Source organism: Nocardia sp. NPDC050712 (genome assembly GCF_040654295.1).
Taxonomy (GTDB): Bacteria; Actinomycetota; Actinomycetes; order Mycobacteriales; family Mycobacteriaceae; genus Nocardia.
Genome location: NZ_JBFAHT010000003.1, coordinates 1,017,314 through 1,042,818 on the forward strand (window position 1 = coordinate 1,017,314; position 25,505 = coordinate 1,042,818).

Annotated in this window: 16 protein-coding genes; 15 read left to right on the forward strand and 1 reads right to left on the reverse strand. The window is 67.6% G+C overall.

The genetic code is table 11. The features are described from left to right. The first annotated feature begins 84 nt into the window (after positions 1-84). The 15 genes from glf (at position 85) to AB0H76_RS25210 (ending at position 24,803) form a co-directional block, all read left to right on the forward strand. Complete coding sequence (glf, locus tag AB0H76_RS25140) at positions 85-1,299, forward strand: UDP-galactopyranose mutase (RefSeq protein WP_357328564.1); 1,215 nt, start codon at positions 85-87, stop codon at positions 1,297-1,299. Further along, positions 1,296-3,227 carry a glycosyltransferase gene (locus AB0H76_RS25145; protein WP_357328567.1) on the forward strand — a complete coding sequence of 644 codons (1,932 nt, stop codon included), beginning with the start codon at positions 1,296-1,298 and terminating at the stop codon, positions 3,225-3,227. The genes glf and AB0H76_RS25145 overlap by 4 nt, the downstream gene beginning before the upstream one ends. Before the next feature lie 32 nt (positions 3,228-3,259). Then, positions 3,260-3,835 carry a phosphatase PAP2 family protein gene (locus AB0H76_RS25150; RefSeq protein ID WP_357329878.1) on the forward strand — a complete coding sequence of 192 codons (576 nt, stop codon included), beginning with the start codon at positions 3,260-3,262 and terminating at the stop codon, positions 3,833-3,835. A gap of 1 nt (position 3,836) precedes the next feature. Beyond that, positions 3,837-4,769, forward strand: coding sequence for a decaprenyl-phosphate phosphoribosyltransferase (locus AB0H76_RS25155; RefSeq protein WP_357328570.1), 933 nt, complete (start codon positions 3,837-3,839; stop codon positions 4,767-4,769). 4 nt (positions 4,770-4,773) lie between these two features. Next, the gene (gene zomB / locus AB0H76_RS25160; RefSeq protein WP_357329880.1) at positions 4,774-6,672 is read left to right on the forward strand and encodes a flagellar motor control protein ZomB; all 1,899 of its coding nucleotides are present in this window, start codon (positions 4,774-4,776) and stop codon (positions 6,670-6,672) included. A gap of 255 nt (positions 6,673-6,927) precedes the next feature. Beyond that, on the forward strand, positions 6,928-7,935 hold the full coding sequence (locus tag AB0H76_RS25165; RefSeq protein ID WP_357328574.1) for an alpha/beta hydrolase family protein: 1,008 nt from the start codon (positions 6,928-6,930) through the stop codon (positions 7,933-7,935). 229 nt (positions 7,936-8,164) lie between these two features. Further along, positions 8,165-9,187: an alpha/beta hydrolase family protein gene (locus tag AB0H76_RS25170; RefSeq protein ID WP_357328577.1), complete on the forward strand. Its 1,023-nt coding sequence runs from the start codon at positions 8,165-8,167 to the stop codon at positions 9,185-9,187. Between the two features lie 357 nt (positions 9,188-9,544). Then, a complete protein-coding gene (locus AB0H76_RS25175; protein ID WP_357328580.1) occupies positions 9,545-10,579 on the forward strand; it encodes an alpha/beta hydrolase family protein in 1,035 nt (344 codons plus the stop codon). 123 nt (positions 10,580-10,702) lie between these two features. Continuing rightward, positions 10,703-12,937, forward strand: a complete 2,235-nt coding sequence (locus AB0H76_RS25180; protein ID WP_357328582.1) for an alpha/beta hydrolase-fold protein — start codon at positions 10,703-10,705, stop codon at positions 12,935-12,937. 110 nt (positions 12,938-13,047) lie between these two features. Then, complete coding sequence (locus tag AB0H76_RS25185; protein WP_357328585.1) at positions 13,048-13,575, forward strand: DUF732 domain-containing protein; 528 nt, start codon at positions 13,048-13,050, stop codon at positions 13,573-13,575. Further along, the gene (locus AB0H76_RS25190) at positions 13,572-14,555 is read left to right on the forward strand and encodes a cutinase family protein (RefSeq protein WP_357328588.1); all 984 of its coding nucleotides are present in this window, start codon (positions 13,572-13,574) and stop codon (positions 14,553-14,555) included. Before AB0H76_RS25185 ends, AB0H76_RS25190 begins: the two co-directional genes overlap by 4 nt. 146 nt (positions 14,556-14,701) lie before the next feature. Further along, positions 14,702-15,721 (forward strand): LLM class F420-dependent oxidoreductase, encoded by a 1,020-nt coding sequence (locus AB0H76_RS25195; RefSeq protein ID WP_357328590.1) that lies wholly within the window; start codon positions 14,702-14,704, stop codon positions 15,719-15,721. 194 nt (positions 15,722-15,915) lie between these two features. Then, positions 15,916-17,832, forward strand: a complete 1,917-nt coding sequence (gene fadD32, locus AB0H76_RS25200; protein ID WP_357328593.1) for a long-chain-fatty-acid--AMP ligase FadD32 — start codon at positions 15,916-15,918, stop codon at positions 17,830-17,832. Positions 17,833-18,060: 228 nt separating this feature from the next. Next, positions 18,061-23,262 carry a polyketide synthase Pks13 gene (gene pks13 / locus AB0H76_RS25205; RefSeq protein ID WP_357328596.1) on the forward strand — a complete coding sequence of 1,734 codons (5,202 nt, stop codon included), beginning with the start codon at positions 18,061-18,063 and terminating at the stop codon, positions 23,260-23,262. Then, a complete protein-coding gene (locus tag AB0H76_RS25210) occupies positions 23,259-24,803 on the forward strand; it encodes an acyl-CoA carboxylase subunit beta (RefSeq protein ID WP_357328599.1) in 1,545 nt (514 codons plus the stop codon). The genes pks13 and AB0H76_RS25210 overlap by 4 nt, the downstream gene beginning before the upstream one ends. 67 nt (positions 24,804-24,870) lie before the next feature. On the opposite strand, the gene AB0H76_RS25215 is transcribed toward AB0H76_RS25210, so the two are convergent. Beyond that, on the reverse strand, positions 24,871-25,368 hold the full coding sequence (locus tag AB0H76_RS25215; RefSeq protein ID WP_357328602.1) for a peptidylprolyl isomerase: 498 nt from the start codon (positions 25,366-25,368) through the stop codon (positions 24,871-24,873). Between the last annotated feature and the right edge of the window lie 137 nt (positions 25,369-25,505).

Here is a 25,505-nt window from a genome sequence, read left to right on the forward strand (position 1 = left end):
GCCACACCACGAAATCCGCCGTAGAACAGCGCACCCCAACACTGCACCCGGACGGCTTGCGCTTGTCCGATACTCTGGGCTCCCGTGACCGTCGCATCGTCCCCCGGTACCTCAAACTCCGCATTCGACCTCATCGTCGTCGGTTCGGGCTTTTTCGGCCTGACCATCGCCGAACGCGCAGCCACACAGCTCGGCAAACGCGTACTGGTCCTCGACCGCCGTCACCATCTGGGTGGCAACGCCTATTCGGAGCCGGAACCGGAAACCGGAATCGAGGTGCATGTCTACGGTGCGCATCTGTTCCACACCTCGAACAAGCGGGTCTGGGATTACGTCACCCAGTTCACCGAGTTCACCAACTACAACCACCGCGTCTTCGCGATGCACAAGGGGCAGGCCTACCAGTTCCCGATGGGCCTGGGCCTGATCTCCCAGTTCTTCGGCCGCTACTTCACTCCCGAGGAGGCCCGCAAGCTCATCGCCGAGCAGGCCGCCGAGGTCGAGACCAAGGACGCGCAGAACCTCGAGGAAAAGGCCATCTCGCTGATCGGCCGCCCGCTCTACGAGGCGTTCGTGCGCGACTACACCGCCAAGCAGTGGCAGACCGACCCGAAGGAACTGCCCGCCGGCAACATCACCCGCCTGCCGGTGCGCTACACCTTCGACAACCGCTACTTCAACGACAGCTACGAGGGCCTGCCCAAGCACGGCTACACCAAGTGGCTGGAGAACATGGCCGCCTCCGACCTCATCGAGGTGCGGGTCGACACCGACTGGTTCGACGTGCGTGACGAACTGCGCGCCCAGAACCCGGACGCCCCGGTCGTCTACACCGGCCCGCTGGACCGCTACTTCGACTTCGCCGAGGGCGAACTGGGCTGGCGCACCATCGATTTCGAGACCGAAGTGCTGGAAACCGGTGACTACCAGGGCACCTCGGTGATGAACTACAACGACGCGGACGTGCCGTACACCCGCATCATCGAGCCGCGGCACTTCCATCCGGAACGCGACTACCCGCAGGACAAAACGGTGATCATGCGCGAGTACTCGCGCTTCGCCCAGACCGGCGACGAGCCGTACTACCCGATCAACACCCCCGAGGACCGGGCCAAGCTGCTCGCCTACCGCGAGCGCGCCAAGGCCGAAACCGCCTCGCAGAAGGTGCTTTTCGGCGGCCGCCTGGGCACCTACCAGTACCTGGACATGCACATGGCGATCGGTAGCGCGCTCAACATGTTCGACAACGTGCTGCGTCCGCATTTGGAATCCGGTGCGACGCTCGAGGACAACGCATGAGTTCCCCGGCGATGGTGGATGAAGTGACCGAGACCCGCGCTATTTCGCTGCTGCAGCGGATAATTCTGCCGCGCCCGGGCGAACCGCTCGACGTGCGCACCCTCTACCTGGAGGAATCGACCACCAACGCGCGCCGCGCGCACGCCTCCACCCGCACCGAGCTCTCCATCGGCGCGGAATCGGAAGTCTCGTTCTGCACCTACTTCAACGCACTGCCCGCCAGCTACTGGCGGCGCTGGAGCATCCTGAAGTCCGTGGTGCTGCGGCTGGAGCTGGCCGGGCACGGGCGCGTCGATCTATACCGCTCCAAGGCGGACGGCTCGCGAATCCACGTGCAGGGCAACGAGTTCGCGGTCGCGCCCGGCACCGACTCCACCACCGTGGAGTTCGAGGCCGACCTCGGCCCGTTCGAGGACGGCGGCTGGCTCTGGTTCGACATCACCACCGACACGGCGGTCACGCTGCTGTCGGCCGGCTGGTACGCCCCGGTCGAGGCGCCCGGCGCGGGCACCATCGCCTGCGGCATGCCGACCTTCAACCGGCCCACCGATCTGGTGAAAACCCTTGCCGCGCTGGGCTCGGACCCGCTGGTGCTGGAGCACGTCAGCGCTGTGATCGTGGCCGACCAGGGCAACCGCAAGGTGGTCGACGAGCCCGGCTTCACCGAAGCCGCCGCGGCCCTGGGTGACCGGCTGGTCATCCGAGATCAGCCCAACCTCGGCGGTTCCGGCGGCTACAGCCGGGTGATGTACGAGGCGCTGAAGCACTCCGACGCCGAATTCATCGTCTACATGGACGACGACATCGAGATCGAACCCGATTCGATCCTGCGCGCGCTGGCCTTCTCCCGCTTCGCCAAGTCCCCGCTGCTGGTCGGCGGCCAGATGCTGAACCTGCAGGAGCGTTCGCACCTGCACTCCATGGGCGAGGTCGTGGACCGCGGCGTCTTCATGTGGTCCTCGGCGCCGAATGTCGAGTACGACCACGACTTCTCGAAGTACCCGCTCAAGGATCGCGACAACTCCAAGCTGCTGCACCGGCGCATCGACGTCGACTTCAACGGCTGGTGGACCTGTGTCATCCCGCGCAAGGTGGCCGAGGAGATCGGTCAGCCGCTGCCGCTGTTCCTGAAGTGGGACGACGTCGAATACGGCTTGCGCGCGCGCGATCACGGCTACCCGACCGTCACCCTGCCCGGCGCGGCGGTGTGGCACATGGCCTGGAGCGACAAGGACGACGCGATCGACTGGCAGGCCTACTTCCACCTGCGCAACCGCCTGGTGGTGGCCTCGCTGCAATTGCCGGGCAACGGCCGCGGCATGGTCGTGAACACCGTCAAGGCGACGCTCAAGCACCTGCTGTGCCTGGAGTATTCGACGGTCGCGATCCAGAACCTGGCGATCAAGGACTTCCTGGCGGGCCCGGAGCGGCTGTTCCAGCTGCTGCCGAGCGCGCTGGGCGCGGTGCACGAACTGCGTAGGCAGTACCCGGACGCGGTGATCCTGCCGTCCTCCACCGAGCTGCCGCTGGCCAGCCATCTCGGCGTCGGCGCGGTCGGCGAGCCGGCCAACCCGATCGCCAAGGTGGTCCGGCTGGCCAAGGGCGTGCTGCACAGCGTCAAGCCCGCGCACACCGAGCATCACCAGACCCCGCAGCTGAACGTCCCGACGCTGGACGCGCGCTGGTACCTGCTCTCGCAGGTCGACGGCGTCACCGTGACGACGGCCGACGGCCGCGGCGTGGTCTACCGCAAGCGCGATCCGCGCCAGGCGCGCGGCCTGTTCAAGGAGGCCGTGCGGCTGCGCAAGGAACTGGCCGCCCGGTTCCCGGAAATGCAGGAGCGCTATCGTGCCGCGCATCCGGAACTGACCAGCACCGCCGCCTGGGAAAAGGCATTCGGCATCGAGAAGGGGAGCGATCAGCAGTGAACGCGGTGAGCCAGGGCTTCTCGGAGCAGGCACTGCCCGAGGAATTCCGGGTCCAGGACTCGGCGACGGGAGCCAAGCGTCCCCCCGAGGTCGCGATTCTGAACGCGGTGCAGGGCACCATCGGCGCCAACCCGGCCGTGGTGTCCGCCGCCCGCGGCATGTCGCACTTCGGTGAGCACGCGCTCGGCTGGATCGGCATCGCGGCCGCGGGCTGGCTGGTCGACAAGCCGCGCCGGCGGCAGTGGGCCGGGGTCGCGGTCGGCGCGGTCGGCGCGCACGCCGCGTCCATCGTGATCAAGCGGGTGGTCCGCCGTCCCCGCCCGAACGACCCGTCGGTGCAGGTCAATGTGGGAACGCCGAGCAAGTTGAGCTTCCCGTCCTCGCACGCCACCTCCACGACCGCGGCTGCGGTGTTGCTCGGCAGACTGACCGGGCTACCCTTGCCAGCGGTGATCGTTCCGCCGATGTTGCTCTCCCGAGTGGTGCTCGGAGTGCACTATCCCTCCGACGTGCTCGCCGGATCCGCGCTCGGCGCAGCGTCCGCCGCCGTAGTGCTCGCCGCCGAAAAGAGACTCGATAGTCGTGACCAGCGCACAGGGAAAGACTGAGATGAGTGAAGAGCCGACCAGCACGGATCTAGCCGAAGCGGTCGTCAAGGGTCCTCCGAAGACCTTGGCGGGCGGCCTCGTCAAGGCGGTGCGCCCGCGTCAGTGGGTGAAGAACGTCCTGGTGCTGGCCGCACCGCTGGCCGCGGGCCCCGATGTGGTCGGCAACGCCAGCGTGCTCGGGAACGTCGCGATCGCGTTCGTGGTGTTCTGCATGGCGGCCTCGGGCATCTATCTGGTCAACGACTCGATGGATGTGGAAGCCGACCGCGCGCACCCGACCAAGCGCTACCGCCCGATCGCCGCCGGCATCGTGCCGGTGAACCTGGCCTACGCGCTGGCGCTGGTGCTGCTGATCGGCTCGATCCTGCTGTCCTTCTTGGCGTCCTGGCATCTGGCCATCGTGATGTCGGTGTACATCGGCATCCAGCTGGCCTACTGCTTCGGCCTCAAGCACCAGGCGGTGCTCGACATCTGCATCGTGTCCTCGGGCTTCCTGCTGCGCGCGGTGGCCGGCGGCGCGGCGGCGGGCATCGATCTGTCGCAGTGGTTCCTGCTGGTCATGGCGTTCGGTTCGCTGTTCATGGCGGCGGGCAAGCGCTACGCCGAATTGCAGATCGCGCTGAGCACCGGCGCCAAGATCCGCAAGTCGCTGGAGTACTACACCCCCACATATCTGCGCTTCGTCTGGACCCTGTCGGCGACCGCCCTGGTGATCTTCTATGGTCTGTGGGCATTCCAACAGGGCGAGAAGAACGACACCATCTGGTACGCGATCTCGATGGTGCCGTTCACTGTCGCAGTCCTGCGTTACGCGGTCGACGTCGATGGCGGCGAGGCCGGTGAACCCGAAGAAATCGCACTAGGGGACCGCGTATTGCAGGTCCTCGCAATCGCTTTGATCGGAGCGGTAGGTGTCGCTGTCTATCTCACCTGACGAGATGCTGGTCGCGGAAGTGGATCGGATCGAAGACGAGGCGGAGCGTGAAGAGCGCTCCGCCTCGCGGTTCGCTGTGCTATCCCGCACCACCTTCGTCGGTGGGATCGCGCTCACCGCCGTGCTTTTCGCGGCCGGCGGCTGGAATCGGCGCTGGATCGCCGACGACGGCCTGATCGTGCTGCGCACCGTCCGGAACCTGATCGCGGGCAACGGGCCGGTGTTCAACGCGGGCGAACGCGTCGAAGCCAACACCAGTACGGCCTGGACCTACCTGGTCTGGTTCTTCAGCTGGCTGACCCAGGCGCGCCTGGAATACGTGGTGCTCGGCATCGCGCTGACCATGTCGGTGCTCGCGGTGGTCTTCGCGATGCTCGGCTCGGCCCGGCTCTGGGGCGGCACCACCTCGGCGCTGCTGCTGCCGGCCGGTGTCCTGGTCTATGTCGCGCTGCCGCCGGCCCGCGACTACGCCACCTCCGGCCTGGAGAGCGGTCTGGTGATCTGCTGGATCGGCCTGCTCTGGTGGCTGATGATGCGCTGGGCGCAGGCCGCGCGGGTGCGCCTGCCCGCGCTGTTCGGCCTGGTGTTCCTGGCCGGGCTGGCGCCGCTGATCCGCCCGGAGATGACGCTGGTCGGCGCGCTGGCACTGCTGATGATCTTCCTGGCGCCGATGCCGGAGTCCCGGGTGCGGCCGTTCCTGGTGCGCGGCTTCATCATCGCCGTCGCCGGGCTGGTGCCGCTGGGCTACCAGATCTGGCGCATGGGCTACTACGGCCTGCCCTACCCGAACACCGCGGTCGCCAAGGACGCGGGCGGCGCCAAGTGGAGCCAGGGCTTCACCTACCTCTGGGATTTCGCCGGCCCGTACTACCTCTACATCCCGCTGCTGGTGCTGCTGGTCGTCGGCGTGCTCGCCGGCCTCGCGCGGCGCGAGCCGGGCGAACGGCAGCGCTGGACCGTGCGGCGGGTGCGCGAGTGGCTGCGCTCGCCGGGCGCGGTGGTCGCCATGGTGCTGTTCGCCGGACTGCTGCTCACCGTCTACGCACTGCGCGTCGGCGGCGACTTCATGCACGGGCGCATGCTGCTGCCGCAGCTGTTCCTGCTGCTGCTCCCGGTCGCGGTCATCCCGGTCACGCTGCCCGAGCGGGGCCGCCCGATCACCTGGGCGCTGGCCGGCATCGTGCTCGCGTGGGTCGTCACGATGGGCTGGGCGCTGTTCGCCGCCGGCACCACCGCGATCAAGTCCGGCACCACGATCCGGTCCTCCGGCATCGTCGACGAGCGCATCTACTACGTGCTCAACACCGGCCACGATCACCCGATCCGGGCCGAGGACTACCTCGACTACCCGCGCATCCGGGCCATGGTCGACGACATCGCCGCCAGCCCCAACGGCGGCGTGCTGCTGAACTCGCCGTCGTTCACCTTCTGGTACGTCGCGCCGCCGCCGCTGCCCATCCCCGAGGGCGGCTACGAGCACTCGGTGTTCTTCCTGAACCTGGGCATGACGAGCATGAACGTCCCGCTGGACGTGCGCGTCATCGACCAGATGGGCCTGGCCTATCCGCTGGCCGCGCACACCGATCGTCTCGTGGACGGCCGGATCGGGCACGACAAGAGCCTGTACCCGGACTGGGTCATCGTCGAGGCCGGCATGGTCGACGTGAAGCCGTGGATGCCGTGGTACCTGGACGAGAAGTGGGTCGCGCAGGCGCGCACCGCGCTGTCCTGCCCGGCCACCGAGGCGCTGCTGATCTCCTACCGGGATCCGTTCACCTTCGAGCGGTTCAAGCACAACGTGCTGCATTCGCTGACCTTCGCCAAGTACCGGATCGATCGGGTGCCGAAGTACGAGATCGAGCGTTGCGGGCTGGTCAATCCATATCCGGATCCGCCGCGATAAGCCGACGGGGGCGCATGTCACAGCGTTTTGTAAACGTGGCGTGCGCCTCAGTCATATCGGTTTGATAACGCGAGGGCATCGATGGAGCGATAGGCTCGATGAAAGTGCGCCCGTCGGGGGCGTCCACTCTGCGTGGGCAGGATCCGACGGGGCTGATCGTCGAAGGCGGCCGGTCCGGTCGCGATGAGGGAAAGGCCCCGAATAGATATGCGACCTCTCAGAGTCCGGAGAGCTGGTTCTTGGCTGAAAAAGTCGATGCTGGTGTCTCTGGCCGTGGTCCTGCCACTAGGGGCGTCCGTCGCCGGCGGGGTCGCCCCCGCGCAGGCCGCGTTCAACCCCACCGGGTTCGACTTCTGGGTCGACTCCAGCATGGGCCCGATCAAGTCCCGCGTGTTCCGCGCGGCCGACGGCAACACCAACCGCGTGGTCTACGCGCTCGACGGTATGCGCGCCCGCGGTGACCTCAGCGGCTGGGAAATCGAGACCAACGTCGCCGCCACGCTGACCAACGCGAACATCAACGTGGTCATGCCGATCGGCGGCCCGTCCAGCTTCTACGCCGACTGGAACGGCCCGAGCACCTTCCTGGGCATCGCCACCGGCTCCGGCCCGTCCGGCTCCTCCTCGGGTTCGTCGATGACCGGCTCCTCGGGCTGGCAGGAGACGCTGGGCAAGGCGAACACCTACAAGTGGGAAACCTTCCTCACCGACAACCTGAAGAACGCGCTGCGCGACCGCCTCGGCTTCAGCCCGGTCAACAACGGCGTGTTCGGCCTGTCCATGGGCGGCTCCGCGGCGCTGACCCTGTCGGCCTACCACCCGGAGCAGTTCAACTACGCCGGTTCGTTCTCCGGCTACCTGAACATCTCGGCGCCGGGCATGCGCGAGGCGCTGCGCGTCGCGATGATCAGCGCCGGCGGCTACAACATCGACGCGATGGCGCCGCCGTGGGGCCCCGCGTGGCTGCGGATGGACCCGTTCGTGTTCGCGCCGCGTCTGAAGGCCCAGAACACCCGCCTGTGGGTGGCCGCCGGTAGCGCGCTGCCGCAGGCCGGCGACATCAACAACCCGATGGACGTCATCCAGGGCATGCCGCTGGAAGCCTTGGCGCTGGTCAACACTCGCGCCTTCCAGGTGCGCATGGCGACGCTGGGCTACCAGAACGTGGTCTACAGCTTCCCGTCCGCCGGTATCCACAACTGGGCGAACTGGGAGGCCGAGGCCAACCGCATGATCCCGGACATGTCGGCGCATATCGGCTGAGCCGGCCAGAGTTCCGAAACCGCCCGGTGCGTTCGCGCACCGGGCGGTTTCGGCGTTTCAGGCACCTCCGCGACACCGTCGGCAACGAATCGCAAGGGCTGTTTACGCACGGTGCTTGTAGCGCGGGTCAACTTCCAGCAACATGTAGTCATTCAAGGGTTGTGCACCTCAGATTTGCTGGCTGATCGTCTGAAATGAGAGGTCGAGTCGAATGCGAATTGCCCGCTGGATGAGAAAACCCAGCTCTTCAGCAATCTGGAGTAGACGGCTCGAACTCGGGACGCTGGCAGCCGTTGCCGCGCTGCTGTTCCCGCTGGGCGCCGCTATGACGATCGACGCGCCGACTGCCAGAGCCGGGTTCGATCCGGCGGCATTCGACTTCTGGGTGGATTCACCCGTGATGGGCCCGATCAAAACCCGTGTGCTGCGCGCTCGTGACGGCAATACCCAGCGTGTCGTCTATGCCCTCGACGGAATGCGCGCCCCGGAAACTCTGAGCGGCTGGGAAATCGAAACCGGTGTTCCCGCGCTGCTCGCCGATTGGAATATCAACGTGGTCATGCCGGTCGGCGGCATGTCCAGCTTCTATGCCGACTGGAACGCGCCGAGTTCGTTCAGCGATGTCGGCTCGAGTTCTGGCTCCGGCGGCCCGACTGGGCCCGGTAAGAGCTATCGGTACGACTGGGAAACGTTCCTGACCAGGGATCTGCGGAATGCCCTGAACGAGCGTCTCGGATTCAACTCTTATCGCAATGGCGTCTTCGGTCTGTCCATGGGCGGCAGTGCCGCGCTGACCCTGGCCGCTTATCACCCCGATCAATTCAGCTTCGCCGGTTCGATGTCGGGCTTCCTGAACATCTCCGCTCCCGGTATGCGCGAGGCGCTGCGGATCGGCATGATCGACGCGGGCGGCTACAACGTGGATTCCATGGCCCCGCCCTGGGGGCCCAGCTGGCTGCGGATGGACCCGTTCGTGTTCGCGCCCAACCTGGTTGCCAACGGGACCCGGCTCTGGATCGCCTCGGGCAGCGGGCTGCCGATGGACGGCGATATCCACTCCGCGCTCGACGTCATCCAGGGTATGCCGCTCGAGGGCCTGGCCCTGGCCAATACCAGGGCGTTCCAGGTGCGTATGGATACCCTCGGCGGCGGCAACGCCTTCTATTCGTACCCCGCGGGTATCCATAACTGGCACAACTGGATCGACGAGGCGGCGCGGATGGCGCCGGATCTCTCGGCGAATATCGGCTGATCGACCCGGTTATAGCAAGATCGGATAGCACCGCCCGGCACACTGTGCCGGGCGGTGCGCTTTCTTTGTGAAATACGCCTCGGCATAACAAAATCCGGCCCAGGGGACGACATCACGCGGCCGACGCGGTACTGTCACCGCACGATCACAGTTTGTGCTCCAGTGGATTTCGTCACCAGATCATCCGGCAGCAGCCTTGCGCTCTTGCTAAGGATTCCGGGGTCGAATATCCTCCTGCGAGCGCAAGTGTGTGACCAGATCGTTGTAGCGCCGCCGTAGGGCCGGAAGGTCGGGATCCGGTTCGAATGTGGCGTGCGTCTCGTGTGATGCCACAACAGCAGAAAGAGAGCAGAATTCATGCGTTTCGGCAGGGCCGCCGCGCCGAAGAGTACTCAGCCGGGCCGGCGAAGCGAACCTCGCGGTTGGCGTAATCGAATTCTGGCCGTCGGTGCCGCCACCTTGGCGCTGCCGATCGCCGCTGGTGTGGCCGCTCCGACCGCTGTTGCCGCGCCCATCACCGCTCCGGTGCTGCGGGCTCCGGCCGGCGGTTACGAGGAGCTGATGGTCCCCTCGGCCATGGGCCCGATCAAGGTGCAGGTCCAGTGGGCCTCGCGTGGCGGTAGCGCCGCGCTGTACCTGCTCGACGGCCTCCGGGCCCGGGATGATCGCAACGCCTGGTCTTTCGAGACCAACGCGATCGAGCAGTTCAAGAACGACAACATCACCCTGGTGATGCCGGTCGGTGGTCAGTCCAGCTTCTACACCGACTGGGTCTCCCCGAGTAACACCAACGGCCAGAAGACCACCTACAAGTGGGAGACGTTCCTATCCAAGGAACTGCCGAACTTCCTGGCCAACTACGGTGTTTCCAAGACCAACAACGCGATCGCCGGTCTGTCCATGGGTGGTTCCGCCGCCCTGGCCATGGCGGCTTACCACCGCGATCAGTTCAAGTACGCCGCTTCCTACTCGGGCTACCTGAACATCTCGGCGCCGGGCATGCGTGAGGCGATTCGCGTCGCGATGCTCGATGCCGGCCGCTACAACGTCGACTCGATGGCTGCCCCGTGGAGCCCGGCGTGGCTGCGCATGGATCCGTTCGTGTTCGCGCCGCAGCTCAAGGGTCTGCCGATGTACATCTCGGCGGCCAGCGGCCTGCCGGGCCAGTTCGATCGCCCGGCTTCGCCGGTCGGTGTCTTCAACACCGGCACCGCGATGGGCCTGGAAGCGCTGTCGCTGGTGAACACCCGCGCGTTCCAGGCTCGCCTGAAGACGCTGAGCATTCCGGCGTTCTTCGACTTCCCGGCCAGTGGCACCCACTCCTGGAAGTACTGGGAAGGCCAGCTCTTCAACTCCCGCAAGGGAATCCTGGACGCCACCGGCGCCTGGTGAGCTGATCACAACGTAAAAAGCCGACGCCGCCGCTTCCTTCCGGAAGCGGCGGCGTCGCTTTATGTCCCCTCGCTATCAGCGCGTCGCCCGGGTTCTCGGCCTGCGGCGATGTACAAAACACCTATGACAGGGGCTGAGAGCGGCGGTAGATGGCGGCGAAACGGTCGGCGTGACGGAGCGAGACGCGTTGGTCTGGCCCTGATCGCGACGGCGCTGGTGCTGCCGCTGGCCACCGGCCTCGCGCCGGCCGCCCTGGCCGATCCCGTGGTCTTCGAGCCCGCGCCCAGACCGGCGCCGGCGATCTCCCCGAATCCAGAACCGGCGCCGCCGAATCCGGAACCGGCTCCCGCGCCCGCCGCGGCGCCCACGCCGGAACCCGCGCCGGAACCCGCGCCCCCTTCGGTTCCCCCGCCGTCCGAGCCCACCGCTCCGGCCCCGGAACTCGCACCGACTCCCGCGCACGCGCCGATCTACGGCCCGCCCGTGCCCTCGGCCCCGGCGGCGCCCGGACCGGCCGCCGAAGCCGCGCCGACCACCACCGCACCGGCGGAACCCGCGCCGACGGCGGAACCCGCACCGGCCGTGGAAGCCGTGCCCGCGGTGGTCGCCCCCACCGTGGAACCGGCTCCGGCCGCCGCGCACTCGGGTGGTCCCCGGGTGCAGAAGGCGATCTGGCTCAACGACCGCCGCGTCGCCCTGTGGGTGGAGTCCGCGGCCATGGCCACCCCGATCCAGGTGCAGCTGCTGCTGCCCCGGGACTGGAACACCCGCAAGGACGCCAAGTTCCCGACCCTGTTCCTGCTCGACGGACTGCGTGCCACCGACGACGAGAGCGGCTGGACCAAGGACGCGGGCGCCGCGGAGTTCTTCGCGGACAAGAACGTCACCGTGGTGCTGCCGGTCGGCGGCCAGTCCAGCTTCTACTCCGACTGGGTGGCGCCCAACAACGGCAAGAACTACAAGTGGGAGACCTTCCTGACCAAGGAGTTGCCGCCGCTGCTGGAGCAGGAGTGGCGCGCGACGGACGTGCGCGGTCTGGCCGGTCTGTCCATGGGCGGCACCGCCGCCATGTTCCTGGCCGGTCGCAATCCGGGCTTCGCGAAGTACGCGGCTTCCTACTCCGGATTCCTGACCACCACGACACTCGGTATGCCGCAGGCGATCATGTACGCGCTGCGCGACGCGGGCGGTTTCGACGCCAACGCGATGTGGGGACCGCCCACCAGCGACGAATGGGACAACCACGATCCGTACACGCTGGCGGACAAATTGAAGGGCACCAGCCTCTACATCTCCAGCGGCTCCGGCAGCACCGGCCCGTTCGATCAGGCCGGTGGCATCCCGGGGGTGAGCACCAATTACGCGGGCATGGGCCTGGAGATCCTGTCCCGGCTCACCTCGCAGAACTTCGTCACCAAGCTGGGCAAGCTGCAGATCCCGGCGCAGGTGAATTACCGCCCCTCGGGCACACATTCGTGGCCGTACTGGGATTTCGAGCTGCGCCAGTCCTGGCCGCAGGCCGCCGCCGCGCTCGGCGTCGACACCGGCGCGATCGAGTGCAGCCCGGCCGGCGCGATGGCCGCGCTGGTGCAGCACGCACCCTGGCTCGGTAATTGCAGCACCGCCGAATACCAGGTGCCCGGCGGCACCGCGCAGGATTTCCTGGGCGGGCGGGCCTACAACTCCGCGGCCGGCGGCACGCACGCCGTGGGCGGCATGATCGGCGGTGGCTACCAGGCGGCGAACGGTCCGTCCGGCCCGCTCGGCCTGCCCATCAGCGGTGAGCGCGGGCTGCCCGACGGCCGCGGCCGGATGCAGGATTTCGAGCGCGGCTCGATCTACTGGACCCCGCAGACCGGCGCGCAGATGGTGCGCGGCGCGATCTTGCAGAAGTGGGCCGAGCAGGGCTACGAACGCGGCCCGTCCGGCTATCCGCTGGCGCCGGAGGAGAAGACGCCCAGTCGCGACGGCGCGGTGCAGGCCTTCGAGGGCGGCCCGATCTACTACAGCGCGAAGACCGGCGTGTTCCGGGTGCAGGGCCAGGTGCTCGACAAGTACAAGCAGATGGGTTACGAGAACGGCTGGCTCGGTTTCCCGGCGAGCGAGGAGCAGCCGCTGAAAGACTTCGGCCGCTACAGCCGGTTCGAGGGCGGCGCCATCTACTGGAGTCCGCTCTCGGGTGCGTGGGCAGTGCGGACCGGCCCGATCTTCGAGGCTTGGCGCTCGGCCGGCTTCGAGAACGGCCGGCTCGGCTTCCCGACCGGGGACGAGATCGAGATTCCCGGCGGCGTGCAGCAGAACTTCCAGCTCGGGCGGATTGTGGTGAAGAACGGGAAGGTCGAGATTCAAGGTCTGTGAGCCGGGGTAAAACATCGAAGGGCCGCCGCACGTCTCGGGCGGCCCTTAGGATCGCCCGCTAGCCTGGTTGGCGACCCGCCCCCCAGCGAACAGATCGAGGATACGAATTCATGCATCGGACCCGTGGAAAGGTTCTCGGCGTTGCCGTGGCCATCGCTGCCTCCGGCCTGCTCGCCGCGTGCGGCGGCAACGACTCGACCGCGTCGAGCACGCCGACGCTGACCCACACCACGACATCCGCCGCCGCCGCGCCGTCCTCGGCCGCGCCCGCGGAGTCACCGTCCAGCACGGAGACCACCAGTTCGGCCCCGGCCGCCCCGAGCTCCGAGCTGGAGCGCCCGCAGCCGGTGCCCACCGAGTCGGCCGCACCCGCCGACACCTCGAAGCTGACCGACAAGGACAAGAAGTTCCTGGACGCGCTCAAGGCCGAGGGCATCGCGCCGTCCAGCCCGGATATCGCGCTGAGCATCGGCACCTATGTCTGCCAGGGCGTCACCGCGGGCGCCAGCGAAGCCGACCTGACCACGTTCGTGAACGCGATGGCCGGCTCGGATCCGACCTTCGACTCCAGCAAGATGTCGGTCGAGGACGCGGGCAAGAAGTACATCAGCACGGCTAAGTCGTCGTACTGCCAGTGAACGCGCGCCGAGGTTCCAGTCCCCGCCGGTCTCGACGACCGGCGGGGTGCCTGATATTCCTCGTCGCCATCGCCGTGCTGGTGGCGATCGCCCTGCTGATCTGGTCGATCGCCGCGGGCTGGTGGAAGCCGCCGGGGCCGACCAAGCCGCCGGAGGAAACCCCGAAATCGCAACCGGAGAGCTGCCCCGACGTGCAGTTCATCTCGATTCCGGGCACCTGGGAATCCAACAGCAACGATGACCCGTACAACCCGTCGGCGAATCCGGTCTCGTTGATGCTCAACATCTCCCAGCCGATGCAGCAGCAGTTCCCGAACAGCCGGCTCGACGTCTACACCGTTCCCTACGTCGCGCAGTTCTCCAATCCGGTGGCGTTCCCGCCGGACGGGCAGACCTCCTACAACCTCAGCCGCGCCGAGGGGGAGCAGCGCACGCTCGACTTCATGGTGCAGCGCCAGAAGGAATGCCCGCTGACCAATTACGTGATCGCGGGGTTCTCGCAGGGCGCGGTGATCGCGGGTGATGTCGCGGCCCGGATCGGCGAGGGCAAGGGCCCGGTCGCGGCCGAGCGTGTGCTCGGCGTGACGCTGATCGCCGACGGCCGCCGCGAGCCCGGTGCGGGTCAAGCGACCTTGATCGGCACCGATCCGCCCGGCGTCGGCGCCGAGGTCGCGCTGCGCGGCCTGAAGGTCCCCGGCATCACCATGACCGGCGCGCGCCCAGGTTTCGGCACGATCGCCGACCGCACCTTCACCATCTGCGCGCCCGGCGACATGATCTGCGATTCCCCCAAGCAGGCCTTGAACCCGGCCAACTTCATCTCCAGCGCGATGACGCTGGTGCGGGCCGCGGGTAATCCGGTGCACAGTCTGTACAACGGTTACGTCGTCGATCCGGCCACCGGGGCGACCGCGACCCAGTGGACCGTGAACTGGGCCACCGGCCTGGTGAACCAGGCTCCGCACCCGCCGCATTCGTGAGGCAATCGTGAATAAGCACAGTCCAGAGCGGTGGGGCGTGGTGTCCCACTCTGTGCCGCTGTGACATTCGCAATGCGATCGGTCGGCACGTTGTAAAGTGCGCTGAAGTTCGTAGACGCCGTCTAACTGCCAGGAGCAATGAGTTCATGACACAAGCCGCCGCACCGGCCGGTGAGCTGACCGCGCTGGGCACACCACTGCGTCCCTTCCGCTTCGCAGCCGCAGGTGAGGGGAACAAGCAAGAGGGCGGGGCCCGTAAGTTCATCCAGACGGCGCAACAGGCCGAGGAGTACGGGTTCGACACCTTCGTCGTCCCGGATCACCTGGGTGATCAGATCGGCCCGATCGCCGCGCTGGGCGCGCTGAGCCAGGCCACCGAGCGGATTCGTCTCGGAACTTCGGTGCTGGCCAACGGTTTCCGTCATCCGGTGGTGCTGGCCAAGGAGCTGGCGACCATCGACGTGCTGTCCAAGGGCCGCCTCGAGGTGGGCCTGGGCGCGGGCTGGAAGCAGGACGAGTTCCTCGCCGCCGGCCTGGCCTACGACAGCCCCGGCGTCCGCCTGGCCAAACTCGATGAGGCGCTGACCATCCTGGACGTGCTGCTGCGCGGCCAGGAGTGCACCTTCGACGGCAAGTACTACCAGGTCGAGGGCATCAAGGGCACGCCGCGACCGCGGCAGGGCCCGCGCCCGCCGATCTGCACCGGCGGCGGCGGGCCGAAGATGCTGCGCCTGGCGGCCAAGCACGCCGATATCGTCTCGATCGTGCCGGTCACCACCAAGCAGGGCAAAGGCTTGCTCTCGGGCATCACGCTGGAGAAGACCCTGGAGAAGGTCGAGCTGATCAAGGAGGCCGCCGGAGATCGGTTCAACGAGATCGAATTGAACTGGGCGATCACCGCCATCGTCATTACCGACGACCGGGAGAAGACCGCGGAGATGGCTCTGACGGCCATCGGCCGGGGCCTGCACCCGGACCTGGAGGTGGACGTCGAACTGACGGTCGAGGAGATCCTGAACTCGCCCTATGTGGCGATCGGGACGTTCGAGGAAATCGCGGAGCAGATCAAACGTGTGCGACAACTCACGTCGATGTCGTACGTCGGGGTGTTCCCCACCCAGATGGACGCGTTCGCTCCGGTTATCCCCCTGCTGAGGGACGAGTGAACGCCTCTCCTCTGTAACATAACAGCGGTTTGGGTACATCTAGCCGATATGCGGTCACCGCGCAGACCGCACAAGAATCGCAGGCTGGCTCATGCACATGGAGCGACCCGCGGGGCGATAGCGAGTCGGGGCCTCACAGGTGAACAGCGGCAAAGCTGCCGTATTGCTGCGTGTGCCTCGGAGGAGAAGAAGGAATGGAAGAGACTTTCGACGACTACCTGGACGAAGTCGGGAACATCATTATTCCCGAGGGTCGGACCCTGGTCGATCACGTCGAGAAGCACACCCGCAATGACGCGAACACGCTCGCGTACCGCTACATCGATTATTCGCGGGAACGCGACGGTGAGGTACACGAGCTGACGTGGCAGGAGTTCGGTGTTCGGCTGCGCGCGGTGGCCGCCCGTCTGCAGCAGGTCACCAAGCCCGGTGACCGGGTCGCCATTCTGGCGCCGCAGGGCTTGGACTACGTGATCTCCTTCTTCGCCGCGATCTATGCGGGCTGCATCTCGGTGCCGCTGTTCGACCCGGACGAGCCGGGTCACACCGACCGCCTGCACGCCGTGCTCGGCGACTGCACGCCGTCGGCCATCCTGACCGCCAGCTCGTCGGCGGCCGGCGTGCGCCAGTTCTTCCGCGCGCTGCCCGCGGCACAGCGTCCGCGCATCATCGCGGTGGACGCCATCCCGGACAGCGTCGGCGAGAGCTGGGTCTACCCGGATATCAAGGTCGACGACATCGCCTACCTGCAGTACACCTCGGGTTCCACCCGGGTTCCGGCCGGTGTGGAGATCACGCACACCGCCGTCGGCACCAACCTGCTGCAGATGGTCAAGGCGCTGAACCTGGACTGGAGCTCGCGCGGCGTCACCTGGCTGCCGCTGTTCCACGACATGGGCCTGCTGACGGTGATCCTGCCCGCCGTGGGCGGCAAGTACATCACCATCATGTCGCCGAGCGCGTTCGTGCGGCGGCCCTACCGCTGGATCAAGGAACTGGCCGCGGTCTCCGACGGCGCCGGAACCTTCGCGGCCGCACCCAATTTCGCGTTCGAGCACGCCGCCGCGCGCGGCCTGCCCAAGCCCGGTGAGTCGCTGGACCTGTCCAACGTGCTCGGCCTGATCAACGGTTCGGAGCCGGTGACGGTCTCCTCGATGAAGAAGTTCAACGAGGCGTTCGCCCCCTACGGCCTACCCAAGACCGCCATCAAGCCCTGCTACGGCATGGCCGAGGCCACGCTGTTCGTCTCGGCCACCAAGGCCGAGGACGAGGCCAAGGTCGTCTACGTCGATCGCAACGAGCTCAACGCCGGCCGCATGGTCAAGGTCGAGCAGGGCACCGAGAACTCGATCGCCCAGGTCAGTTGCGGCTATGTGGCGCTATCCCAGTGGGCCGCGATCGTCGATCCGGCCACGGTGGACGGCGACGGCGGCCACGAGCAGCCCGACGGCCAGGTCGGCGAGATCTGGTTGCACGGCAAGAACATGGGCATCGGTTACTGGGCGCGCCCGGACGAGACCGCCGCCACCTTCCAGAACAGAATCAGCAAGCGGATCCCCGAGGACAGCCACGCCGAGGGCGCCGCGGACGACGCGGACTGGATGCGCACCGGCGATTACGGCGTCTACTTCGAAGGCGAGCTCTACATCACCGGCCGGGTCAAGGACCTGGTCATCGTCGACGGCCGCAATCACTACCCGCAGGATCTCGAGTTCTCGGCGCAGGAGGCCTCGACCGCCTTGCGCCCGGGCTTCGTGGCGGCGTTCTCGGTGCCGGCCAATCAGCTGCCGTCCGAGGTCTTCGAGCAGGGCAGCCATTCCGGCCTGAAGTTCGACGCCGACGACGCCTCCGAGCAGCTGGTGATCGTGGCCGAGCGCGGCCCCGGCGCCGGCAAGGCCGATCCGCTGCCGATCGCCGACGCGGTCCGCGCCGCGGTCTCGCATCGGCACGGCGTCACCGTGCGTGACGTGCTGCTGGTGCCGGCCGGATCCATCCCGCGCACCTCCAGCGGCAAGATCGCCCGGCGGGCGTGCAAGGCGGAATATGTGGGCGGCACGCTGCGCGGCGGTTACACGCAGCAGGCTTTCCCCGATGCACCGGATGCCGAGTAGTTCAGCGGACTGAGCGCCCGACGTGGAGGAGCCCGGCTGCCGAGCCCACCCACTGGCGACCTGCGAGTGGTCGCTAGCGGGTGATGCTCGGCACCGGCTGCACCCGCGGGCGCTAATCTGCTTGCACGTCGCTCGTAATCACGCCCGGGCGACTACGCGCGGGGTACCGAACCACCGGGCGTCAATTCGCGGCGCGCCCGGTACGCAGACAGGTAGCTTGAGGAATTGATGGCTGACAACGAGGGCACACCCACCCAGACGACCGACGCCGCCGACATCGAGGCGGTTCCCGCTCCTGCCAAGGATGCGACCAACCCGGACATCTCGGTGGCGGAACTGCGAGAGTGGTTGCGGCGCTGGGTTTCCGACGCGAACGGTCAACCGCTGGAGAGCATCGCGGTGGACCGGCCGATGGAGGAATTCGGGCTGGCCTCACGCGATCTGCTCGCGCTCGGTGGCGACATCGAGGACCTGACCGGTGTGGTGCTCAACGCGACCGTCGTCTACCAGCATCCGACCATCGGCTCGCTGGCCGAGGTGATCGTCAACGGTGTGCCGGAGTTGCCCGAGGAGTCGACCGACGACGCGTTCTATGCCGGGTACACCCCGGGCGCGGCGCACGACATCGCCATCGTCGGCCTGTCCACCCGGCTGCCCGGCGCCGGCGATACGCCGGAGTCGAGCTGGGACTTCCTCATCAACCGCGGCGACGCCATCCGGGAACTGCCCGAGGGCCGCTGGGAAGAGTTCACCGCGGACCCGGCGGTCAAGCAGATCGTCGAGGAATCCAACACGCTCGGCGGCTATCTCGACCAGGACGTGGTCAAGGGCTTCGACGCCGAGTTCTTCGCCATGTCGCCGATCGAGGTGGAGCGCGTCGACCCGCAGCAGCGCCTGATGATGGAGCTGACCTGGGAAGCGCTCGAGCACGCCCGGATTCCGGCCAGTGACCTCAAGGGTGAGCCGGTCGGCGTGTTCGTCGGCTCCTCCACTCAGGATTTCCAGCTGATCGCCGCGCTCGGGCTCGGCGACATCGACCCGAACGTGCCGATCTCGGCGGAGGCGTACGCGCTGCTCGGCGCGTCCACCGGCATCATCGCCAATCGCACCTCCTACTTCTTCGACTTCCGCGGCCCCTCGGTCACCGTCGACACCGCGTGCTCGTCCACGCTGGTCGCGGTGCACCAGGCGGTGCGCGCGCTGCGCGACGGCGACGCCGATCTGGCGCTGGCCGGCGGCGTCAACATGATCCTGGCGCCGGCGGCGTCGCTCGGTTTCGAGAAGAACGGCGCCTTCGCCAAGAACGGCCGGATCAAGGCGTTCTCCTCCGATGCAGACGGCATGATCCGCTCCGAGGGCGCGGGCCTGGTAGTGCTCAAGCGCCTGGCCGACGCCGAACGCGACGGCGACAACATCCTGGCCGTCATCAAGGGCTCGGCGGTGAACAGCGACGGCCGCTCCAACGGCCTGTTCGCGCCGAACGCCGACGCGCAGGCCGAGGTGCTGCGCCGCGCGTACCGCGACGCGGGCATCAAGCCCTCCACCGTCGACTACATCGAGGCGCACGGCACCGGAACCCTGATCGGCGACCCGATCGAGGCCGAGGCACTCGGTCGCGTGATCGGCCGGGGCCGCGAGGCCGACAAGCCGGCGCTGCTCGGTTCGGCCAAGACCAACTTCGGCCACCTGGAGTCGGGCGCGGGCATCCCCAGCCTGGTCAAGGTCGTAATGGGCCTGCAGCACAACGTGATCGCGCCGAACCTGAACTACGCGGGCCCGAACCCCTACATCCCGTTCGAGCAGGCGCACCTGAAGGTGGTCGACCAGCCGACCGAGTTCCCGCGCTACAGCGGCACCGCGACCGTGGGCATCTCCGGGTTCGGTTTCGGCGGCACCAACGCCCACCTCGTGCTGCAGGAGTACGTGCCGACACCGGTCGCACCTGCCGCACCCGCGCTCGACGAGGCCGTCGACACCGACGTCACCAGCACCGATGTGGTGGCCGAGGCCACCGCGATCGCCGCCGAGGCGGTCCCGGAGCCGGAGTGGTCCGATCGCGAAGAGCCGCTGCCGGTCATCCTGGCGGTCTCGGGTTACCTGCCCTCGCGCCGCCGCCGCGCCGCCCAGGAACTGGCCGACTGGCTGGAGTCCGACGGCAAGGACGTGCCGCTGGCGGACGTGGCCCGGTCGCTGGCCAAGCGCAGCCACTGGCGTTCGCGCGGTGTGGTGATCGCCAAGGATCACGAGGAAGCCGTCGCCGGTCTGCGCGCCATCGCCGCGGGCAAGCCGGGCACCGGCGTCTTCACCGTCGACGCGCCCGCCGCCAAGGGCCCGCTCTGGGTGATGGCCGGTTTCGGTGCGCAGCACCGCAAGATGGGCAAGCAGCTCTACACCGAGAACCGCGTCTTCCGCGAGACCGTCGACAAGATCGACGCCCTCGTCGTCGACGAGGCCGGCTACTCGGTGCGCGAGATGATGCTCGACGATGCCCAGGATTGGGACATCGGCACCGGTCAGGTCGGCACCTTCACCATCCAGGCGGGCCTGGCCGCGATCCTGCGCGCGCACGGCGCGGAGCCGGACGGTGTGGTCGGCCATTCCCAGGGTGAGGTCGCGGGCGCCTACATCTCCGGCGGTCTGCCGCTGGAAGACGCTGTGCGCGTCATCGTTTCGCGCGGCCGCCTGATGGCCGAGGGCGAGCAGATGATCACCGACGACCAGGTGCGCAACATGGCCCTGGTCGAGCTGAGCGCCGAGGACGTCGAGGCGATGCTGCCGGACTTCCCCGACATCGAGCTCGCGGTGTTCGCCGCGCCGACCAACACGGTGATCGGCGGTCCGCCGGATCAGGTGCACGCGATCGTCGCCAAGGTCGAGGAGCAGGGCAAGTTCGCCCGCGTGCTGCAGACCCGCGGCGCGGGTCACACCTCCCAGATGGACGTGCTGCTCGGTGAATTGGCCGCGGAGCTGGCCGGCATCGAGCCCACCGCACTGAAGGTCGATCTGTACTCGACCGCGCACAAGAGCGCCGTCTACAAGGCGGGCCACCCGCCGGTGCACAACGAGGAGTACTGGGTCACCAATATGCGTGGCTCGGTGTACTTCACCAACGCCGTGCGCGCGGCGGTGGACAGCGGTATCACCACCTTCCTCGAGCTGGCCCCGAATTCCGTTGCGCTCATGCAGGTCATGGGCACCACGTTCGCGGCGGGCCTGCCCAACGCGGCGCTGATCCCCACCCTCAAGCGCAAGGAAGACGAGTCGGCGGCCGTGATCGCGGCGCTGGCCCAGCTCTACGTCAACGGGCACCGCGTGGACCTGTCCTCGCTGCTGCCCGCCGGTCCGTACGCCGATATTCCGCGAACCACGTTCGTGCGCAAGGAATTCTGGCTCAAGGGCAAGGCGCTCAGCACCGGCGGCGGCAACGCCAAGGTGCCCGGCGCGCACGTGTCGCTGCCGGACGGCCGCCACGTGTGGGAGGTGCAGGCCGGTTCCGTCACCGACCTCGGCGCGCTGGTGACAGCCGCTGCGGCGCAGGTGCTTTCGGAAGTCCAGGCGGGTGCGTCCTACGCCTACGCCGCCGTTCCGGCGACCGGCACGCTCACCACGACGCTCACCCCCTACCCGGGTGGCGCGGCGGCGCAGGTGCACGCCAAGGACGGCAAGTCCTTCACGCTGCTCTTCGACGGTGTGGTCACCTCGGGCGCGGCGCTGCCGGAACCCGTCGCGGTGCCGGCGGTCGCGCAGGCCCCGGCGGCCGGCGCGGAGGTCGCGGCGGTCGAAACCTTCGGTGACCGCTGGGATCCGAACGGCAACCAGCAGCTCGAAGACCGGCTCGCGCTGATCGTCGCCGAGTCCATGGGTTACGCGGTCGAGGACCTCCCGATGGAGATCCCGCTGATGGAGCTCGGCCTCGACTCGCTGATGGCGATGCGCATCAAGAACCGCGTCGAATACGAATTCGACATCCCGCAGCTGCAGATCCAGGCCGTGCGCGACGCCAACCTGACCGAGGTCGGCAAGGTGCTGCGCTACGCCATCGACCACCGCGACGAGGTCGCCGCGATCGCCGAGCGGCAGGCCGCCGGCGAAGAGGTGAGCATCGACGCCGACTTCGTGAACCAGGCGCGCGCCGCGATGGAGGCGGGCGAGGACCCGGCCGCCATCGCGAAAGCCGCCGCGGCGGAAGCGGAGCCGGTCGAGGCGAAGAAGGAAGCGATCGAAACCGCGGCGGGTGCGCTGGTCGCCGACGCCGTGGTCGCGACCGAGCCGGCCAAGGTCGCCGCGCCGGCGGCGGAGGAGCCGGTCTTCGGTGGCGGGGTCGCCTATGACGATGTCAGCGAGGACGATGTTCCGCCGCGTGACGCGGCCGAGCGGTTGGTCTACGCGACGTGGGCGGTAATCACCGGCAAGTCCGCGGGCGGAATTTTCAATACCCTGCCGATTCTCGATGAGGAGCGCGCCGAGAAGATGGCCGCCCGCCTCACCGAACGCGTGGGCGCTGAGATCACCGTCGATGATGTGCTCGACTCCGAGACGATCGAGGCGCTCGCCGAGATCGTGCGCAACCTGCAGGACAGCGGCGCCGACGTGGACGGGTTCATTCGTCCGCTGCGCGCCCGCGCCGAGGGCTCGAACGCGGTGCCGGTCTTCGTGTTCCATCCGGCGGGTGGCAACACGCTGGTCTACGAACCGCTGCTGAAGCGCATCCCGGCCGACACTCCGATGTACGGCTTCGAGCGCGTCGAGGGCTCCATCGAGGAGCGGGCGCGCCAGTACCTGCCGGAACTGCGCAAGATCCAGGGCGAGGGCCCGTACGTGCTGTACGGCTGGTCACTGGGCGCGGTGCTCGCGCTGCAGGTCGGGCAGCTGCTCCGGGAAGAAGGCGCCGACGTTCGCGCAATCGGCCTGATCGACCTGGCCCGCACGGTGCTGCCCGAGGACAACAGTCCGGAGGAGCGGGTGCGCCGCATCGAGCGCTACCAGGCCTTCGCCAAGAAGACCTACAACGTGCCGCACGAACTGGATCGCGAGCAGCTCGAAGAACTGGCCGCGGCCAGCGACGAGGACCAGTTCAAGATGATCGGCGACCTGGTCAAGCTCAGCGGTGCCAAGATCCCCGGCGGCGTGCTGGAACACCAGCGCACCTCGTGGCTGGAAAACCGTGAGCTGCAGAAGGTTCAGCCGCGTCGCTACGACGGCGACGTGGTCCTCTACCTGGCTGATCGCTATCACGACGGCGCCATCGAGCTGGAGCCCCGCTTCGCCGATCGGCTCCCGGACGGCGGCTGGGACGAATTCATCCCGAACCTCGAAGTCGTGCACATCCCCGGCGACCACCTGCAAATCGTCGACGAGCCCCGTATTGGCAAGATCGGTGCCGACCTCTCCGCGAAACTCGCTGAGATCGAGGCGAAGGGAGCGCAGTGAGCACTACTGCCGAAAAGCTCGCGGATCTGCGCAAGCGTTTAGAGCTTGCGCAGGAGCCGACGGGCGAGGCGGGGGTGGCCAAGCGGGCGAAGAAGGGAATTCCCAGCGCCCGCGATCGGATCGGCATGCTGCTGGATCCGGGCTCCTTCGTGGAAATCGGTGCGCTCGTGCGCAATCCGAACGACAAGAACGCCCTCTACAGCGATGGCGTCGTCACCGGTCACGGCCTGGTGGAGGGTCGCCCGGTCGCGGTCTTCTCCCATGATCAGACCGTCTACGGCGGGTCGGTCGGCGAGATGTTCGGCCGCAAGATCGTGGCCACCATGGAGTTCGCGGCCAAGATCGGCTGCCCGCTGGTCGGTATCAACGATTCCGGCGGCGCCCGCGTGCAGGAGGCCGTGACCTCGCTGCACTGGTACGGCCAGCTGGCCACCGCGATGGAGCCGCTGTCGGGCTATGTGCCGATGGTCTCGCTGATCCTGGGCAACTGCGCCGGCGGCGCGGTGTACCAGCCGATCTGCACCGACGTGGTGGTCGCCACCGAGGAAGCCCACATGTTCGTCACCGGCCCGAAGGTGATCCGCGAGGTCACCGGCGAGGACGTGAGCATCGAGGAGCTCGGCGGCGCGCGCAGCCAGGCCGGGTACGGCAACATCCATCATGTGGCCAAGGACGAGCAGGCCGCGTTCGCGTGGGTGCGGGATTACCTGGGCTTCCTGCCGTCGAGCTGTGTGGAGCTGCCGCCGGTGGTGAATCCCGGTCTGGAGCCGGAACGTACGGCCTCGGATCGCGAGCTGGACACCCTCGTCCCGGATTCCGACAACGCCGGGTACGACATGCACGAGGTGCTGCTGCGGATCTTCGACGACGGCGGTTTCCACGAAATCGGCGGCCAGGTCGCGCAGAACGTCATCACCGGCTTCGCCCGGGTGGACGGCCGTCCGGTCGGCGTGGTCGCGAATCAGCCCATGCACTACGCGGGCGCGCTGGACGCGGCCGCCTCGGACAAGGCCGCGCATTTCATCCGGGTGTGCGACGCGTTCGAGATTCCGCTGGTGCTCGTGGTCGATACGCCGGGCTTCATGCCGGGTGTCGAGCAGGAGAAGATCGGCGTCATCAAGCGCGGCGGCCGGTTCCTGTTCGCCTATACGGCGGCCTCGGTGCCGAAGCTCACCGTGGTGGTGCGCAAGGCCTACGGCGGCGGCTGGGCGGTCATGGGTTCCAAGGCGCTCGGCTCGGACGTGTACCTGGCCTGGCCGACCGCGCGCATCGCGGTGATGGGCGCGGAGAGCGCGGTCAGCCTGATGGGCGGGCGGCAGATCGAGGCCCTGCCCGAGGAGCAGCGCGAGGGCATGCGCAAGCAGATGATCGACTTCTACAACGCCACGGTGGCCACGCCCTGGCTGGCGGCCGAGCGCGGTTATCTCGACGCGGTGATCGAGCCCTCGGCCACCCGGCTGGAGTTGCGCCGGGCGCTGAAGATGTTGCAGGACAAGAAGATGGTGCGCTACCCGCGCAAGCACCACCTGATCCCGCTGTAAAGACCCGGTACGTAATCGGGCCGTACTCCCTTGGGAGACGGCCCGATTCGTGTTTGCCTACCGGGACTCAGGCGATGCTCGCCGATTCGATGACGACGTCGTCGCTCGGCACGTCCTGGTGCCCGCCCGCGGAGCCGGTGGACACGGCGCTGATCTTGTCGACCACCTCGGTGCCCTCGGTGACCTTGCCGAAAACGGTGTAGCCCCAACCGGAAGGCGTGGGTGCCGAGTGGTTGAGGAACTCGTTGTCGGCGGTGTTGATGAAGAACTGCGCGGTGGCCGAGTGCGGGTCGTTGGTGCGGGCCATCGCGACGGTGTACTTGGCGTTCTTCAGGCCGTTGGTGGCCTCGTTCTGGATGGGCGCCTGGGTGCCCTTCTGGCGCATACCCGGTTCGAAGCCGCCGCCCTGAACCATGAAGTTCGGGATGACGCGGTGGAAGATGGTGTTGTTGTAGTGGCCGGAGTTCACGTAGCTCACGAAGTTCTGCACCGTGTTCGGCGCCTGGGCATCGTCCAGTTCCAGGACGATGGGGCCGTAATTCGTCACGAGATTCACCTTGGTCATACCCCCACCCTGCCAAATACCCCGGGCCCGGTCAGCCACTCGGGTCCTTTTTCGGGGATCCAGCTATCGGTCGAGGGGGCTTTCGAGCACCACTCCAGCTAGCATTGCCAACCGTGTCAGACGCCGCCACAGCTGTA